General features: G+C 62.1%; 16 protein-coding genes and 1 tRNA gene. 15 read left to right on the top strand and 2 right to left on the bottom strand.

Annotated elements, in window-relative coordinates; genetic code table 11:
* Window positions 1–58: 58 nt before the first annotated feature.
* The 6 genes from CF70_RS24150 to CF70_RS24125 all read left to right on the top strand — a co-directional run bounded on the left by CF70_RS24150 (window position 59) and on the right by CF70_RS24125 (window position 4267).
* Window positions 59–433: a DUF4870 family protein gene (locus CF70_RS24150; protein WP_035870665.1), complete on the top strand. Its 375-nt coding sequence runs from the start codon at window positions 59–61 to the stop codon at window positions 431–433.
* Window positions 434–572: 139 nt separating this feature from the next.
* The gene (locus tag CF70_RS24145; RefSeq protein WP_035870663.1) at window positions 573–929 is read left to right on the top strand and encodes a histidine triad nucleotide-binding protein; all 357 of its coding nucleotides are present in this window, start codon (window positions 573–575) and stop codon (window positions 927–929) included.
* Window positions 930–1078: 149 nt separating this feature from the next.
* Window positions 1079–1315 (top strand): Sec-independent protein translocase subunit TatA, encoded by a 237-nt coding sequence (gene tatA / locus CF70_RS24140; RefSeq protein ID WP_035870661.1) that lies wholly within the window; start codon window positions 1079–1081, stop codon window positions 1313–1315.
* A gap of 175 nt (window positions 1316–1490) precedes the next feature.
* Entirely contained in the window at window positions 1491–2000 is a 510-nt protein-coding gene (tatB, locus tag CF70_RS24135) for a Sec-independent protein translocase protein TatB (protein WP_035870659.1), read from the top strand.
* 130 nt (window positions 2001–2130) lie between these two features.
* The gene (tatC, locus tag CF70_RS24130) at window positions 2131–2928 is read left to right on the top strand and encodes a twin-arginine translocase subunit TatC (protein ID WP_035870657.1); all 798 of its coding nucleotides are present in this window, start codon (window positions 2131–2133) and stop codon (window positions 2926–2928) included.
* Between the two features lie 247 nt (window positions 2929–3175).
* Window positions 3176–4267, top strand: a complete 1092-nt coding sequence (locus CF70_RS24125) for a porin (RefSeq protein ID WP_035870655.1) — start codon at window positions 3176–3178, stop codon at window positions 4265–4267.
* 526 nt (window positions 4268–4793) lie between these two features.
* Here CF70_RS24125 and CF70_RS24120 read toward each other — a convergent pair.
* Window positions 4794–5987 (bottom strand): Do family serine endopeptidase, encoded by a 1194-nt coding sequence (locus tag CF70_RS24120; protein ID WP_035870653.1) that lies wholly within the window; start codon window positions 5985–5987, stop codon window positions 4794–4796.
* 19 nt (window positions 5988–6006) lie between these two features.
* On the opposite strand from CF70_RS24120, the gene CF70_RS24115 reads away from it, so the two are divergent.
* Window positions 6007–6753, top strand: coding sequence for a Nif3-like dinuclear metal center hexameric protein (locus CF70_RS24115; protein WP_035870651.1), 747 nt, complete (start codon window positions 6007–6009; stop codon window positions 6751–6753).
* A 44-nt stretch (window positions 6754–6797) separates the two neighbouring features.
* Here the strand turns inward: CF70_RS24115 and mscL are convergent, their stop codons facing one another.
* Window positions 6798–7232, bottom strand: coding sequence for a large conductance mechanosensitive channel protein MscL (gene mscL, locus CF70_RS24110; RefSeq protein ID WP_035870649.1), 435 nt, complete (start codon window positions 7230–7232; stop codon window positions 6798–6800).
* Window positions 7233–7443: 211 nt separating this feature from the next.
* On the opposite strand from mscL, the gene petA reads away from it, so the two are divergent.
* The 8 genes from petA to CF70_RS24070 all read left to right on the top strand — a co-directional run bounded on the left by petA (window position 7444) and on the right by CF70_RS24070 (window position 14705).
* Window positions 7444–8061 carry a ubiquinol-cytochrome c reductase iron-sulfur subunit gene (petA, locus tag CF70_RS24105; protein WP_035870647.1) on the top strand — a complete coding sequence of 206 codons (618 nt, stop codon included), beginning with the start codon at window positions 7444–7446 and terminating at the stop codon, window positions 8059–8061.
* A gap of 2 nt (window positions 8062–8063) precedes the next feature.
* A complete protein-coding gene (locus CF70_RS24100) occupies window positions 8064–9467 on the top strand; it encodes a cytochrome b (RefSeq protein ID WP_035870645.1) in 1404 nt (467 codons plus the stop codon).
* Between the two features lie 37 nt (window positions 9468–9504).
* Window positions 9505–10248: a cytochrome c1 gene (locus CF70_RS24095; protein WP_035870644.1), complete on the top strand. Its 744-nt coding sequence runs from the start codon at window positions 9505–9507 to the stop codon at window positions 10246–10248.
* Between the two features lie 258 nt (window positions 10249–10506).
* On the top strand, window positions 10507–11118 hold the full coding sequence (locus CF70_RS24090) for a glutathione S-transferase N-terminal domain-containing protein (protein WP_035870642.1): 612 nt from the start codon (window positions 10507–10509) through the stop codon (window positions 11116–11118).
* A gap of 58 nt (window positions 11119–11176) precedes the next feature.
* Window positions 11177–11674 carry a ClpXP protease specificity-enhancing factor gene (locus tag CF70_RS24085; RefSeq protein ID WP_035870639.1) on the top strand — a complete coding sequence of 166 codons (498 nt, stop codon included), beginning with the start codon at window positions 11177–11179 and terminating at the stop codon, window positions 11672–11674.
* 61 nt (window positions 11675–11735) lie between these two features.
* Window positions 11736–11811 (top strand) — tRNA-Thr (locus CF70_RS24080).
* 428 nt (window positions 11812–12239) lie between these two features.
* Window positions 12240–13109 (top strand): endo alpha-1,4 polygalactosaminidase, encoded by an 870-nt coding sequence (locus tag CF70_RS24075; protein ID WP_414629477.1) that lies wholly within the window; start codon window positions 12240–12242, stop codon window positions 13107–13109.
* 273 nt (window positions 13110–13382) lie between these two features.
* Window positions 13383–14705: a PQQ-dependent sugar dehydrogenase gene (locus CF70_RS24070; RefSeq protein WP_035870637.1), complete on the top strand. Its 1323-nt coding sequence runs from the start codon at window positions 13383–13385 to the stop codon at window positions 14703–14705.
* Window positions 14706–14721: the final 16 nt, after the last annotated feature.

Here is a 14721-nt window from a genome sequence, read left to right as displayed (position 1 = left end):
ACCAGCAGCCACCAGCAGCCACCAGCAGCCATCAGCAGCCACCAGGAGCAAGCACGAGATGGGAGAGGTGATCACCACGGACCACGACCGGCTCGCCAGCCTGCGCAAGCTGACGCACATTCTTTATGCGTTGTACGCCATTTTCTGGCTGACCGGCGGCATTACCGCGCTGATTGCCATCGTGATTGGCTACGTCAAGCGCGACGACACCCAGGGCACGCTCTACGCCTCGCACTTTGCCTGGCAGATCCGATCCTTCTGGTGGTCGGTGGCGTGGGCGATCCTCGGCGGCATGCTGTTTGTCACGGTGTTCCTGATACCCCTGGCTTTTGCCGTGTGGGGCGTATTGTCCTTATGGATGTTGTATCGTATCGTCAAGGGCTGGCTCTACCTGAACGACAGTAAGCCGATGTACCCGGATCAGCGTTTTTGATAGCCAGCGGACCGGTGGCGGTCCGGCCAAGGCGGTTCGGACATGCCTGAAAAGCAGGCGGATGGCCGGCAAGGCCGGCCTGCCTGCACTGACATCGCGGCAAAAATGCACCTGATTTGCTGCGCGCAATGAAATTTTCATGAATCCACAGCAAAATTGCCTCTTCTGCCGGATCGTGGCCGGTCAGCTTCCGTCGCGCAAAGTTTACGAAGATGACGAAATGCTGGCTTTCCACGATATCCACCCGAAAGCCCCGGTACACTTCCTGCTCATTCCCAAGTTGCATGTCGATTCGCTGGCCGATTGCGGACCCGGTGAAAGCGCGGTGCTTGCTAAAATGATGTTGAAGGTGCCGGAGTTGGCGCGCGCGGCAGGCTGTGGCAACGGTTTCCGGACGGTTATCAATACCGGTCCGGATGGCGGGCAGGAGGTGTATCACCTCCATCTGCACGTGCTTGGCGGTCCGCGTGACCAGTGGAAGGTGCCGCTGCCGTAAAGACCTGGCAGCCAACCCATGCAGGACCGAAGGCCGCGTGGCCTCCGGTCAGATGCCGTGCCGGCAACCGTCGCCCGGCACGGCCTTCAGTGACGGAACAACGAGCCGGGGCGGCATGGCGCCGCCTCCGGCTTCATCAGGAGCAGAAAATGGGTTCGTTTAGCATTTGGCACTGGCTCATCGTGCTGGTGATCGTCATGCTGGTCTTTGGCACCAAGAAGCTGCGCAACATCGGCCAGGACCTGGGCGGTGCCGTGAAAGGCTTCAAGGATGGCATGAAGGACGCCAACGGTAATCCGGTTGACGCACCGGCCGCGCCCTCCAAGGAACTGCGCGACGCCACCACCATCGACGTCGAAGCCAAGGAAAAGTCGCGCCAGCAGTGAGCGCGCGTCAACTCTTGTCAGCACGCCTGATGCCTTTCTTCCTGGCAGCAATGCCAAGCCGGCCATGCCCGCCGCGCCGCGCCCGTCCGCGTGATGGCTTGTGCGCGAACCCGGGCGGCCGTTGCGGCAGCCCGGCCGTTCGCCGTGGCCGCGGCTTTTTCCTTCCGAACCTCGCATGATCGATCTCGGCATTTCAAAGCTTGCACTGATCGGCGCGGTGGCGCTGGTGGTGATCGGTCCCGAGCGGCTGCCGAAGGTGGCACGCACGGTCGGCGCACTGGTCGGCCGCGCGCAGCGCTATATCAATGATGTGAAGGCGGAAGTCAGCCGCGAGGTCGAACTCGACGAATTGCGCAAGATGCGCACGGAATTCGAGGACGCCGCGCGTGATGTCGAGCGCACCATCCACAAGGAAGTGCACGAGCACACCCAGTCCCTGAACGATGCGCTGACCGGTACGGATTCCAGTGTGCACGACGGGGCCAGCCAGGGCAGCGGCTATGTGCCCTCCTGGGACACGGCGCACAAGGTCCATAACGGCCGCAAGAGCTGGCGCGTCAAGCAAGGTGCGCGGCCCGTGTGGTACAAGCGCCAGCACAATGTACGCGTGTGGGCGCAATCCGGCGCCGCGCGTGTCAAGCGCCACCGTCCCGCCACAGGTCCCGCCCGCTCATTCTTCGAGTGAGCAGGATGGAGCCTGTCCACACGCCGCTACCCGGCCGGCCGTCGCTGTCGTGCGTTCCGACTTGCGCTCCGTGCCGTTGTATCGCCAATGATTTCTCGATGCCAGCCAGTCCGGCTGAGCGGTCCACGCCATGAGCGACTCCCGTTCCCAAGACTCCCAAGACCCGCAAGACGAAGCGCAGCAGGAAACCTTCATCTCTCACCTGGTGGAGCTGCGCTCGCGTATCGTCAAGGCGGCGTCAGGCGTGATCCTGGTGTTCCTCGGCCTGATCTACTGGGCGCCGAACATCTTCAACCTGTTCGCCCGGCCCTTGATGGAATCGCTGCCCAAGGGCGGCAGGATGATCGTCACCGATGTCACTGGCTCGTTCTTCGTGCCCATGAAGGTCACGCTGCTGGTGGCATTCCTGATTGCGCTGCCCTGGGTGCTCTACCAGGTCTGGCAGTTCGTTGCGCCAGGCTTGTACCAGCATGAGAAGCGATTGATCGTCCCGCTGGTGAGCAGTAGCTACATTCTGTTTATCTGCGGCGTGGCGTTTGCCTATTTCCTGGTGTTCCCCACGGTGTTCCATTTCATGGCGCACTACAACGCGCCGCTGGGGGCGGAGATGTCGACCGACATCGATAAATACCTCAGCTTCGCCATGACCATGTTCCTGGCCTTCGGCATCACCTTCGAGGTGCCGGTGGTGGTGATCGTGCTGGTGCGCTTTGGTGTGGTCGAACTGGAAAAGCTCAAGCAGATCCGCCCCTACGTGATCGTGGGCGCTTTCGTGATTGCCGCCGTGGTGACGCCGCCGGATGTGTTGTCCCAACTGTTGCTGGCGGTACCCCTGGTCGCGCTGTATGAACTAGGGCTGATCATGGCCCGATTCACCGCGCGGCCTGTCGCGGCGGACGCTCCGGCCAGCGAAGCGCAGCCGGACTAACTGTAGCGAACGCTAGCTTAAGGGAAAGCTCGGAGACGCGACTTTTGCACCAAAATGGGGAAAGTTGCCCCTCATGCTGTTGCGACATCACAACAAAATCCGTCCGTATCCATGGTTTACGACGAAAAAGCCTTCTGGCGGCCGGGGGGGCTGACCCATAATACGCAACAGACGTGAAGGTAAATGCGTCGCCCAAGCACTTGGGCAAGCCAAGATTTCCCAATCAGTTGACAAGGAAAGTGTCGATATGAAGATGAAACTGTTTGCAGCCGCTGTAGCTGCCCTGGCCGCTGGTGGTGCGTATGCCCAATCGAGCGTGACCCTGTACGGCGTGGTTGACGCTGGTATTGAATACAACAACAAGTCGTCGACGAACGCACTCGGCACCAACGGTAACAACCTGTGGGCCATGCAGTCGGGTAACCAATCCGGTTCGCGTTGGGGCCTGCGTGGCGTCGAAGATCTGGGCGGCGGTCTGAAGGGTATCTTCGTCCTGGAAAGCGGCTTCAACGTTGACACCGGTACTTCGGCTCAAGGTGGCCGTCTGTTCGGTCGTAACGCCTATGTTGGTCTGCAAAGCCAGTACGGCGCGCTGACCCTGGGCCGTCAACAGACCACCCTGTATGATTTCGCGCTGGTCTATGACCCGATGGCGATCTCGACCCGTTACTCGAGCACTTCGCAAGAAGCCGCATTCGCCAGCCGTGCTGACAACGCTGCGAAGTACACCGGCACGTTCGGTGGCCTGACCGTTAGCGCCCTGTACAGCTTCACCAACAACGGCAACGAAGTCGCTGGTAACTTCACCAACGGCCGCGAGTATGGCTTCCTGGCAAGCTACGCTGCTGGCCCGTTCTCGGTCGGTGCTGCTTATGACCAAACGAACGGCACTGGCGCAGCAAGCGCTCAGCTGACCCGTCGTGCTACCGTTGCTGGTACCTACGCTTTCGGCCCGGCCAAGCTGTACGCTGGCTACCGTTACGCCAAGGCTTACAACGGCGCCAACCTGGTTGGTTCGCCGACCGTGGCTAACACCGCATCGAACCTGGGCTGGTTTGGCGTGGGCTATCAGCTGACGCCGGCTCTGTCGCTGTCGGGCGCTGCTTACTACCAGAACCTGCGTGAGTCGTCGGCTAACCCGTGGCAATTCGTCACGACGGCTGACTACGCACTGTCGAAGCGCACCGACGTGTACGCAACGGCTTCGTATGTCCTGAACAACGGCAGCAAGTCGCGTCTGGGCGTGAATGGCTTCAACGACGCGTCGGGCCAGACCCAGTTCGTCCAAGCTGGTGCGAACCAGTTCGGCGCTGTGGTTGGTGTTCGTCACAAGTTCTAATTTAGTGCGGGCGTAAGCTCGCTCTAGATTGGCTTGAACGCTAAACGCCGGCATCCGCAAGGATGCCGGCGTTTTGTTTTTGGCGGCTGGCACTCGGCGATAGTGCGCAATGGCAATGGGGCGCTCGCCACATGGTGCTTCCGCGTAGTGGCGCAGCATCGTTTAACCGTGTCCCGCGGCGGCGCAATCAGTCTCGCTCGTTGATCTCCAGCTCGCGGAGCGCCGGCTGGCGACGGGTAGTCAGGTCCTTGCGCTGTCAATGCATGCGCCGCCACCGCTAGTCCCGTCCCAATCCCTCAATCACAGCAACTCCAATCGCACGATTGCGGGCGGATGTCTCCGCTATGGCCCGGGTACGCTGATCGCCAGACAAGCTTCCTGGTCCGGCAGGCCATCAATCCGGTCGCCTGGCGCAGCGCCGGGTACGCTCGCGCCAAGCCGACCCGTACTTCCCCGGCAACAAAAACCCCGCCATAAAGGGCGGGGTCTGGAGAAGCAGCGTGCTGTCCGGGGATTCTGTGCTGACTTACTCTTCCTCGTCCAGCGGCAGCGCGCGGCGCGGCGGTGGCGGCCGCTTGCCGATCATCACCGTCAGTTCGGTCGGCTTGCCACGACGCACCACCCTCATCTTCACCTCCGCGCCAGGTTTGAGCTGGGCGATGGCGTTGAGCAGGGCGGTGGTGTCGCTAATGCCTTGCCCATCCACCGAGACCAGCACATCGCCCGGCTTCACGCCCGCCTTGTCGGCTGGGCCGCCCTGGACCACGGCTGCGATCAGCGCGCCTTCCTTGGCGTCGAGGCCGAACGACTCGGCGATCTCGGGTGTCATGTCTTGCGGCTCCACGCCAATCCAGCCGCGCGTCACCGAACCGGTCGAGATGATCGATTCCATCACCTGCTTGGCGGTGGAAACAGGAATGGCGAAGCCAATGCCCAGCGAGCCGCCCGAGCGGGAATAGATGGCCGTGTTGACGCCGAGCAGGTTGCCCTGGGCATCGACCAGTGCGCCGCCCGAATTGCCGGGGTTGATCGCCGCGTCGGTCTGGATGAAGTTCTCGAAGGTGTTGATGCCCAGGTGGCTGCGGCCCAGCGCCGACACGATGCCCATGGTGACGGTCTGGCCGACGCCGAAGGGATTGCCGATGGCCAGCACCACATCGCCTACCTTGACGTTTTCAATGCGCCCCAGCGTGATCGCCGGCAGGTCCTTGAGCGTGATCTTCAGCACGGCGAGGTCGGTTTCCGGGTCCGAGCCGACCACCTTGGCGTTGGCCTTGCGGCCGTCGGTCAGCGCCACCTCGATCTCATCGGCGCCGTCCACCACGTGGTGGTTGGTTAGAATATAACCTTCCGCGCTGACGATGACGCCCGAGCCCAGGCTGGACACCGGCTCCTGGCGTTCCGGCAGGCGGTCGCCAAAAAAGAAACGGAACCAGGGGTCTTCTGCCTGCGGATTAGGCGTGTGCTTGCTGCCGTTCTTGCTGGTAAAGATATTCACCACTGCCGGCATCGCCTGCTGGGCCGCCTCGCTGTACGAGCCCGGCACCGAAGAGCCGGCCACGCTGGGGACGACCTCCTTCAGCGCGACAATGGGCGAACCGGATTGCACGGCGACCCGGCCGCGCTGCAGCCATTCGGGTTTGAGTGTGGCCACGACGAACCACACTGCCAGCACGACGGTGACAGCCTGGGCAAAGAACAGCCAAAAGCGGCGCAACATATTGGAGTTTGGGCGGAAAATGAAAATAAAAGATCTTGAATTGTACTTGAACGACCTGCTTCAAGTCCCCCGATACAAGGACTATTGCCCGAACGGATGGCAAGTGCAAGGCCGGGCGGAAATCGAGCACATCGTGACAGGCGTGACCGCGAGCCTGGCCCTGGTCGAAGCCGCCATCGAGGCCGGCGCCGATGCCATCCTGGTCCACCACGGCTATTTCTGGAAAAACGAAGACGCCCGTGTCATCGGACAAAAACACGCACGCCTGAAACGCCTGCTGGGCGCCGATGTGAACCTGCTCGCCTATCACCTGCCGCTGGATAACCACCCCGAGTTCGGCAATAACGCCCAGCTCGGCCTGCAACTCGGGTTTACGCCCACCGGCCGCTTCGGCGACGACCAGCTCGGGTGGACCGGGACCTTGCCACAACCCATGCCGCTCGCCGCGCTGGCCGCGCACGTAGGCGGCGTGCTCGCGCGCGAGCCGCTGGCCATTGGCGATCCCGAGCAACTGATTCGCACGGTGGGATGGTGCACGGGCGGTGCGCAGGGCTATTTCGACGCGGCCGTGGCGGCGGGCGTGGACGCCTACCTGAGCGGCGAGATTTCGGAGCAGACCACGCACCTCGCACGCGAGAGCGGGGTTGCCTACCTGGCGGCCGGGCACCACGCTACGGAGCGTTATGGTATCCAGTCCCTGGGCGAGCACCTGGCGCAGCAATTCGGGCTGCGCCACACCTTCATCGATATTCCCAACCCGGTCTGAAACGCGGCCCCGGCCATGGGCCGGGCGGGCCGCGGCGCGTTGGCTTAAGCCTGGCGCGCCTTCAGGCTGTCGCGGATCTCACGCAGCAGCACCACGTCTTCCGGCGTGGCGGCGGGTGCTTCGGGCTTGGGCTCTTCAGCACGCACCTTGTTGATCGCCCGCACCATCATGAAGATGATAAAGGCCAGAATCACGAAATTGACCAGGATGGTCAGGAAGTTGCCATAGGCAAAAACCGGCACGCCCGCTTTTTTCAGCGCGTCGAGCGTATGCGGGATGCCCGCTGGCGGCTCGGATAGCGCTACGAAAAGATTGGAGAAATCCAGTTTTCCGATAATCCGGCCAACGACCGGCATGATCAGGTCATTCACAACCGACTCGACAATTTTGCCGAAAGAGGCGCCGATAATCACACCGACGGCCAGGTCGATCACGTTGCCACGCATTGCGAAGGTCTTGAATTCCGACATCATCCCCATGCTTTTCTCCCAGTGTTGCTTTCGTTGAACGGTCGTCAGGATAAAAGCCTGCCGTATCACCGCCCGTAACGCAAGCGTACAAGCCACATCGCCGATGTTTGGCCGATTATCGTACGCGGGTGAGCCACTGTCCGCCTTTCAATGCCACATGTGCCTAAGGTACAATTTACGGTTGACGCAAAATCTAATTTGACATCCCCTGGGGTTTGGAATGAGTGACCAGCAAAACGTGAAGAACGTGGATAAGGGTCGCCGCAATTGGTTGATTGCGACGTCTGTCGCTGGCGGCATCGGAGGCGTGGCGGTAGCTGTTCCGTTCGTCAGTACGTTTGCGCCGTCAGAGAAGGCAAAGGCCGCCGGAGCACCGGTAGAAGCCGATATCAGCGCGCTCAAGCCGGGCGAGATGATGACCGTTGAATGGCGCGGCAAACCGGTCTGGATCCTGAAGCGCACCGAGGAAATGCTCTCGTCGCTGAAGAAGACGGATTCCGAGGTGGCCGACCCCAACTCGGATGTCCCCTTCACCATGCAGACGCCGGAATACTGCAAGAACGAAACCCGTTCGCGCGCAGACCACAAGGACCTGCTGGTCGTGGTAGGCATCTGCTCCCACCTTGGTTGCTCCCCCTCAGGTCCCTTCGGCGCCGGTTCCAACCCGCAACTCGGCTCCGACCCCGGATTCCTCTGTCCCTGCCACGGCTCGACCTTCGACCTGGCTGGCCGCGTGTTCAAGAACAAGCCGGCCCCGCAAAACCTCGACGTACCCCCATACCAGTTCCTGTCCGACACCAAGATCGTGATCGGCAAGGATGAAAAAGGAGACGCTTGACCATGGCGGCCGAAAAACAAGTAAAGACGACCGGCTTGCTTGGCTGGATCGACGCGCGCTTCCCCGCAACCCAACTCTGGGAAGATCACCTTTCCAAGTACTACGCACCGAAGAACTTCAACTTCTGGTACTTCTTTGGCTCGCTGGCCCTGCTGGTGCTGGTGATCCAGATCGTGACCGGCATCTTCCTGGTGATGAACTACAAGCCGGACGGCACGCTCAACGCCGCCGGCATTCCCGTGGCCTACGCCAGCGTGGAATACATCATGCGCGAAGTGCCCTGGGGCTGGCTGGTGCGCTACATGCACTCCACCGGCGCCTCGGCCTTCTTCGTGGTGGTGTACCTGCATATGTTCCGTGGCCTGCTGTACGGTTCCTACCGCAAGCCGCGTGAGCTGGTCTGGGTCTTCGGCTGCCTGATCTTCCTGTGCCTGATGGCAGAGGCCTTCATGGGCTACCTGCTGCCCTGGGGCCAGATGTCGTACTGGGGCGCCCAGGTGATCGTGAACCTGTTCTCCGCCATCCCCGTGATCGGCCAGGACCTGTCCCTGTTCATCCGCGGCGACTACGTCGTGAGCGACGCCACGCTGAACCGCTTCTTCTCCTTCCACGTCATCGCCGTGCCGCTGGTGCTGCTGGGCCTGGTGGTCGCGCACATCATCGCGCTGCACGAAGTGGGCTCGAACAACCCGGACGGCGTCGAGATCAAGGCCAAGAAGGACGAGAACGGAATCCCGCTGGACGGCATCCCCTTCCACCCATACTACTCGGTGCATGACCTGATGGGTGTGGGCGGCTTCCTGATGATCTTCTCCGCGGTGATCTTCTTCTTCCCGGAGGTGGGCGGCTACTTCCTGGAGTCGAACAACTTCTTCCCGGCCGATCCGCTCAAGACCCCGCCGCACATCGCGCCGGTCTGGTACTTCACGCCGTTCTACTCGATGCTGCGTGCCACCACCTCGAACTTCCTGCCCATTCTGTGGGTGTTCTTCGCGGTGCTGCTCGGCATGGTGTTCCTGCGCAGCAAGGATGCCCGCATCAAGGTTGGCGCGCTCGCCATTGCCGTGATCCTGGCCGTGGGCTTCTACTTCATCGACGCCAAGTTCTGGGGCGTGCTGGTGATGGGCGGCTCGGTGGTGATCCTGTTCTTCCTGCCGTGGCTCGACCACTCGCCGGTGAAGTCGATCCGCTATCGCCCGTCCTTCCACAAGAGCATCCTCGTCGTTTTCGTGGTGGTGTTCGTTGTGCTCGGCTACCTGGGCGTACAGCCCCCGTCGCCGGTGGGTGAAAAGGTGTCGCAGCTGGGTACCCTGCTGTACTTCGCCTTCTTCCTGACCATGCCGCTGTGGAGCCGTGTCGGCCAGTTCAAGCAAGTGCCGGAACGCGTGACGTTCCACCCGCACTGAGCCCGGACGAAACCCGACAAGAGCACAAGGACACAAGATGAAAAAGCTGCTTTCGATTCTCGCGCTGGCCGGCGCCTGCTTTGCCGCCGCGCCCGCCATGGCCAGCGAAGGGGGCTACCCCCTCGAGCCGGCGCCCGTGCAGACCAGCGATCTCTCCTCGCTGCAGCGCGGCGCCAAGCTGTTCGTCAACTACTGCCTGAACTGTCATGGCGCGTCGATGATGCGGTACAACCGCCTCAAGGACATCGGCCTGACCGACGACCAGATTCGCCAGAACCTGCTGTTCTCTGGCGACAAGGTCGGCGACATGATGACCATCGCCATGCAGCCGAAGGAAGCCAAGGCCTTCTTCGGTGCCCAGCCGCCGGACCTGTCGGTGATCGCCCGCGCCCGCGGCGACGACTGGCTGTACACCTACCTGCGTACCTTCTACCGTGACGACAACCGCGCCACGGGCTGGAACAACCTGGTGTTCCCGAGCGTCGGCATGCCGCACGTGCTGTGGGAACTGCAAGGCCAGCGCACCGCCAAGTTCGTCGAAGCCGAAGAGCATGGCGAGAAGGTCCACAAGTTCGCCGGTTTCGAGCAGGTCACGCCGGGCAAGATGAGCACGCTCGAGTACGACCAGGCCGTGACCGACCTGGTCGGGTTCCTGGACTGGATGGCCGAGCCGGCCCAGAACCAGCGCAAGCGCCTGGGCGTCTGGGTGCTGATGTTCCTGGGTGTGTTCACCGTCTTCGCCTGGCGCCTGAACGCCTCGTACTGGAAGGACATCAAGTAATTCGCGGTAAAGCCCGGAAAGCCTGACGGTTCGATGGGAATGGGGCTGGAGCGGACGTTGCGCCAAGCAACACCGCCCCGGCCCTTTTTGCTTTGGATGGCGAGACGGGTTTGATGGGCGCAATGTGATTCAAAGCGCGCTTTATCCTGTCAGGCTCATGTTTATATGTGCCTCATGAATCTCTAATTTGCTTTCTACATATCGGTTCTGCCAGAATACCGATCCAGTCAATCGACCCCGCATCAAAGGAATCCAACCATGATGGTGTTGTATTCGGGCACCACCTGCCCGTTCTCCCAGCGTTGCCGCCTCGTCCTGTTCGAAAAGGGCATGGATTTCGAGATCCGTGACGTCGACCTGTTCAACAAGCCGGAAGACATTTCGGTGATGAACCCCTACGGCCAGGTGCCCATCCTGGTCGAGCGCGACCTGATCCTGTACGAGTCGAACATCATCAACGAGTACATCGACGAGCGTTTCCCGCACCCGCAGCTGATGCCGGCTGATCCGGTGCAGCGTGCCCGTGCGCGCCTGTTCCTGTTCAACTTCGAAAAGGAACTGTTCACGCACGTCTACGCGCTCGAAAACGAAAAGGGCAAGGCCGCCGAGAAGAACCACGAGCGCGCCCGGGCCGCCATCCGCGACCGCCTGACCCAGCTCGCGCCGATCTTCGTCAAGAACAAGTACATGCTCGGCGAAGAGTTCTCGATGCTCGACGTCGCCATCGCTCCGCTGCTGTGGCGCCTGGACCATTACGGCATCGAACTGTCGAAGAACGCCGCACCGCTGCTCAAGTACGCCGAGCGCATTTTCAGCCGCCCGGCCTACATCGAAGCGCTCACCCCGTCCGAAAAGGTGATGCGCCGCTAAACCGGCCCGGCCCGAAGCCAAGCGCTTCGGGCCACCGGACTGCGCCACTGGAAGCACAATGCCTGAAACCTCCACCAAGCCCTACCTGATCCGTGCCATTTACGAGTGGTGCACGGACAACGGCTTCACGCCGTATATCGCCGTCTTCGTCGACGCCAACACCAGCGTGCCGCGCGAGTTCGTCAAGAACAACGAAATCGTGCTCAACGTCAGCTTCGACGCCACCAGCGGCCTGGACATGGGCAACGAGTGGATCGGCTTCAGCGCCCGCTTTGGCGGCATCTCGCGCAAGATCGACGTGCCCGTCGAAAACGTCCTCGCCATCTACGCCCGCGAGAACGGGCAGGGCATGGCCTTCCCCGTGGAACGCAGCGTCCCCGAAACCCAGGCCGGCACGGAGCGCGAGAACAACCCGCCGCCCAAGCTGTCGTCGGTCGAAAGCGAAGCTCCGGTCACAGTCGATGCCGGCGACGACCACGATGGTGACGACGAACCCACGCCGCCGCCCGTATCCCGCATCGGTGCCAAGAAGCCCTCGTTGAAGGTGGTGAAGTAAGCGCAGGAACCCATCGTCAATTTGCGCCGCATGCAGTAGAATCGCGGTCTGCACCAAACATGCCGGCTTAGCTCATCAGGTAGAGCAGTTGATTTGTAATCATCAGGTGGCGGGTTCGAGTCCTGCAGCCGGCACCAGAATTCCAAAACGGGCTACGCGATTTGCGTAGCCCGTTTTGTTTTTGAGCGGGCTGAAGATCTGGCGCTCCCCCGTACAGCGGGCTCTGCAGTCGGCACGCCTGGCCAGCCCTTCCCATGTCGAGATATGCCATTGCCGGATCCAGCGACGATCGTAGTCGAACTGTGAATGTGTGGTGAATCGGACCGATTCGAAAGCAACCTGCCCTGAGCTCCGGGCGCCGGATCGCGATACAACGATTGCAGATCCCCGTCTTGCGCCCGTCATTCAACCCGCCTACCGTAGCGTTCGGGAAACCATTCGAGATCCCTCCACCCCTGCCAGACAATCTGGCAGGGTGCCTCCGCACCTCCCCATTCCATCAGCCAACCAAAGCAACCCAAAAAGGAAAGCCTCCGTGATCCGGAAACTTGCACGTATGGCATGGCTGGTCTCGATTACCTGTCTGGCGGCTTGCGGAGGTGATGGCGCGTCGGCGGAGCCGGACGCCTCCGCCATTTCCGTGTCAGCGGTGAAGGCTCCTACCTCCGCCTCCAGCTCTACCTTGTCTCCCTCAGCGCAAACTCTGGCCCCTTCGCGCTGGATGCCGGCCGCCGCGGACACCTGGCAGTTGCAACTGACCAGTGCGGTCAATACGAACTACCCCGCGCAGGTCTTCGATATCGATCTGGTGGATACGCCGCAAGCAACCGTCAATGCGCTGAAGGCGCAGGGCAAGCGCGTAGTCTGCTATTTCTCCGCCGGCAGCTCAGAAAACTGGCGCCCGGATTTCAAGCAGTTTGCGGCGGCCGACATGGGCAAGGCCCTGTCGGGTTGGGCGGGCGAGCGCTGGCTGGATACGCGTTCGCCCAACGTCCGCCAGATCATGCGGGCGCGCATGGATCTGGCGAAGTCGAAGGGTTGCGATGGCGTGGACCCGGACAACGTCGACGGCTATGCCAACAAGCCGGGTTTTCCGCTGACAGCGGCCGCGCAACTGGACTACAACCGTTTTCTCGCAGCCGAGGCGCATGCGCGCGGGCTGGCCGTGGGCCTGAAGAACGATGTGGACCAGATTGGGCAACTGGCGGCGGAGTTCGATTTCGCGGTGAACGAGCAGTGCTTCCAGTACAAGGAGTGCACTACCTACACGCCGTTCACGGCCCAGGGCAAGGCAGTGTTCAACGTGGAGTACGCCTCGAAGTACAAGGACGCGGAGACGCGCGCAACGCTGTGTGCTTCGGCGAAGGCGGCGCATCTTCGCACGCTGGTGCTGCCGCTGAACCTGGATGACGCGTTCCGCTACGCTTGCGATTGAGCGATTCGCAGGCTGGCAACTGCAAGCCTCCAGCGCTAGCTTTTCCTAAGCAGGGTTCCCCGCGCCAGGCGATGGCATAGCACGCATCGCCTTTGTCCTACGCGCGGCTTCAGGCATGCCGACAGAAGTTGTGCCGCGTGCGTCGTATAGTGAAGGCGAGCGCGTCCTCCGGCTACCGGCGCCAGGCTGGGTCGGCCGCTTGCGTTCATCGCGCTTTCGCATTCCGGCGGCGCATCCGCCCGGGGCGAGGCGTGTCTTTCCGGAGAGCCGAACATGATCGTACCGCGTCTATCCATCCTGTCGCTGAGCGTGCTGATGGTGACCGGCCTGGCGGCGTGCGGCGAAACCGCAACCCTGCCAGTGTCAGCCGGCACCGGCTTCACGCCGCAGTTGCCGGCGCCGAACAAGACCATGCTGCCAACCGTGCACATCGCGCCTGCGAAGGGCTGGGCCGATGGTGCCAAGCCGTTGGCAGCGGACGGCCTGTCCGCCGTGGCGTTCGCAGACAAACTGGATCATCCCCGCTGGCTCTACGTGTTGCCCAATGGCGATGTGCTGGTTGCCGAGACCAACGCACCGCCAAAGCCCGACGATGGCAAGGGCATCAGGGGCTGGGTAATGAAACAGGTCATGAAGCGCGCCGGCGCGGGGGTGCCGAGCGCCGATCGCATTACGCTGTTGCGCGACACCGATGGCGATGGCGTGGCCGATGCGCGCTCGGTTTTCCTCAAGGACCTGCATTCGCCTTTCGGCATGGTGCTGGTCGGCAATGATTTCTACGTGGCCGACACCGATGCCGTGCTGCGCTTCCCCTACCAACCCGGACAGACCCAGGTCACCGCACCCGGCGTGAAAGTGGTGGACCTGCCGGCTGGCCCGATCAACCATCACTGGACCAAGAACATCATCGCCAGCCAGGACGGCGGCAAGCTGTATGTCACCGTCGGCTCGAACAGCAACATCGGCGAGAACGGTATCGACAAGGAGGAGGGCCGCGCGGCGATCTGGGAAGTCGATCCAAAGACCGGAGCGCATCGCATCTTCGCCAGCGGCTTGCGCAATCCAAACGGCATGGCGTGGGAGCCCGCCAGCGGAGCGCTGTGGACCTCGGTCAACGAGCGCGACGAAATCGGCAGCGATCTGGTGCCTGATTACATTACCTCGGTGAGCGACGGGGCCTTTTACGGCTGGCCCTTTAGCTACTACGGCCAGCATGTGGACGAGCGCGTGAAGCCGCAGCGGCCCGAAATGGTGGCCAAGGCCATCCCGCCCGATTACGCGGTCGGCCCGCACACCGCTTCGCTTGGCCTCGCCTCGTCGCAAGGCAACTCGCTCACGGCTGCGTTCAAGGACGGCATGTTCGTCAGCCAGCATGGCTCGTGGAACCGCAAGCCGCACAGCGGCTACAAGGTGATCTTCGTGCCGTTTGCCAATGGCAGGCCGGCAGGTGCGCCTGTGGATGTGCTGACGGGCTTTCTCGACAAGGACGGCGACGCGCAAGGGCGGCCGGTAGGCGTAGCCATCGACAAGCGCGGGGCGCTGCTGGTTGCCGACGATGTCGGCAATGTGGTTTGGCGGGTGGCCGTGGCGAAGTAGTACCGCCACGCACCGC

Origin of the sequence: Cupriavidus sp. SK-3 (assembly GCF_000611145.1) — a bacterium.
GTDB lineage: Bacteria > Pseudomonadota > Gammaproteobacteria > Burkholderiales > Burkholderiaceae > Cupriavidus.
The sequence above is the reverse complement of the archived record's forward strand: the minus strand, read 5'-3'. Positions and strand labels throughout refer to the sequence as shown.

Bases quoted from the DNA above. Each gene is read 5' to 3' on its own strand.
- petA (WP_035870647.1), top strand. From the start codon at position 7,444: ATGAGTGACCAGCAAAACGTGAAGAACGTGGATAAGGGTCGCCGCAAT.
- CF70_RS24145 (WP_035870663.1), top strand. From the start codon at position 573: ATGAATCCACAGCAAAATTGCCTCTTCTGCCGGATCGTGGCCGGTCAG.
- CF70_RS24150 (WP_035870665.1), top strand. From the start codon at position 59: ATGGGAGAGGTGATCACCACGGACCACGACCGGCTCGCCAGCCTGCGC.
- mscL (WP_035870649.1), bottom strand. From the start codon at position 7,232: ATGGGGATGATGTCGGAATTCAAGACCTTCGCAATGCGTGGCAACGTG.
- tatC (WP_035870657.1), top strand. From the start codon at position 2,131: ATGAGCGACTCCCGTTCCCAAGACTCCCAAGACCCGCAAGACGAAGCG.
- CF70_RS24095 (WP_035870644.1), top strand. From the start codon at position 9,505: ATGAAAAAGCTGCTTTCGATTCTCGCGCTGGCCGGCGCCTGCTTTGCC.
- CF70_RS24085 (WP_035870639.1), top strand. From the start codon at position 11,177: ATGCCTGAAACCTCCACCAAGCCCTACCTGATCCGTGCCATTTACGAG.
- tatB (WP_035870659.1), top strand. From the start codon at position 1,491: ATGATCGATCTCGGCATTTCAAAGCTTGCACTGATCGGCGCGGTGGCG.
- CF70_RS24090 (WP_035870642.1), top strand. From the start codon at position 10,507: ATGATGGTGTTGTATTCGGGCACCACCTGCCCGTTCTCCCAGCGTTGC.
- CF70_RS24070 (WP_035870637.1), top strand. From the start codon at position 13,383: ATGATCGTACCGCGTCTATCCATCCTGTCGCTGAGCGTGCTGATGGTG.
- CF70_RS24120 (WP_035870653.1), bottom strand. From the start codon at position 5,987: ATGTTGCGCCGCTTTTGGCTGTTCTTTGCCCAGGCTGTCACCGTCGTG.
- CF70_RS24125 (WP_035870655.1), top strand. From the start codon at position 3,176: ATGAAGATGAAACTGTTTGCAGCCGCTGTAGCTGCCCTGGCCGCTGGT.
- CF70_RS24115 (WP_035870651.1), top strand. From the start codon at position 6,007: ATGAAAATAAAAGATCTTGAATTGTACTTGAACGACCTGCTTCAAGTC.
- tatA (WP_035870661.1), top strand. From the start codon at position 1,079: ATGGGTTCGTTTAGCATTTGGCACTGGCTCATCGTGCTGGTGATCGTC.
- CF70_RS24100 (WP_035870645.1), top strand. From the start codon at position 8,064: ATGGCGGCCGAAAAACAAGTAAAGACGACCGGCTTGCTTGGCTGGATC.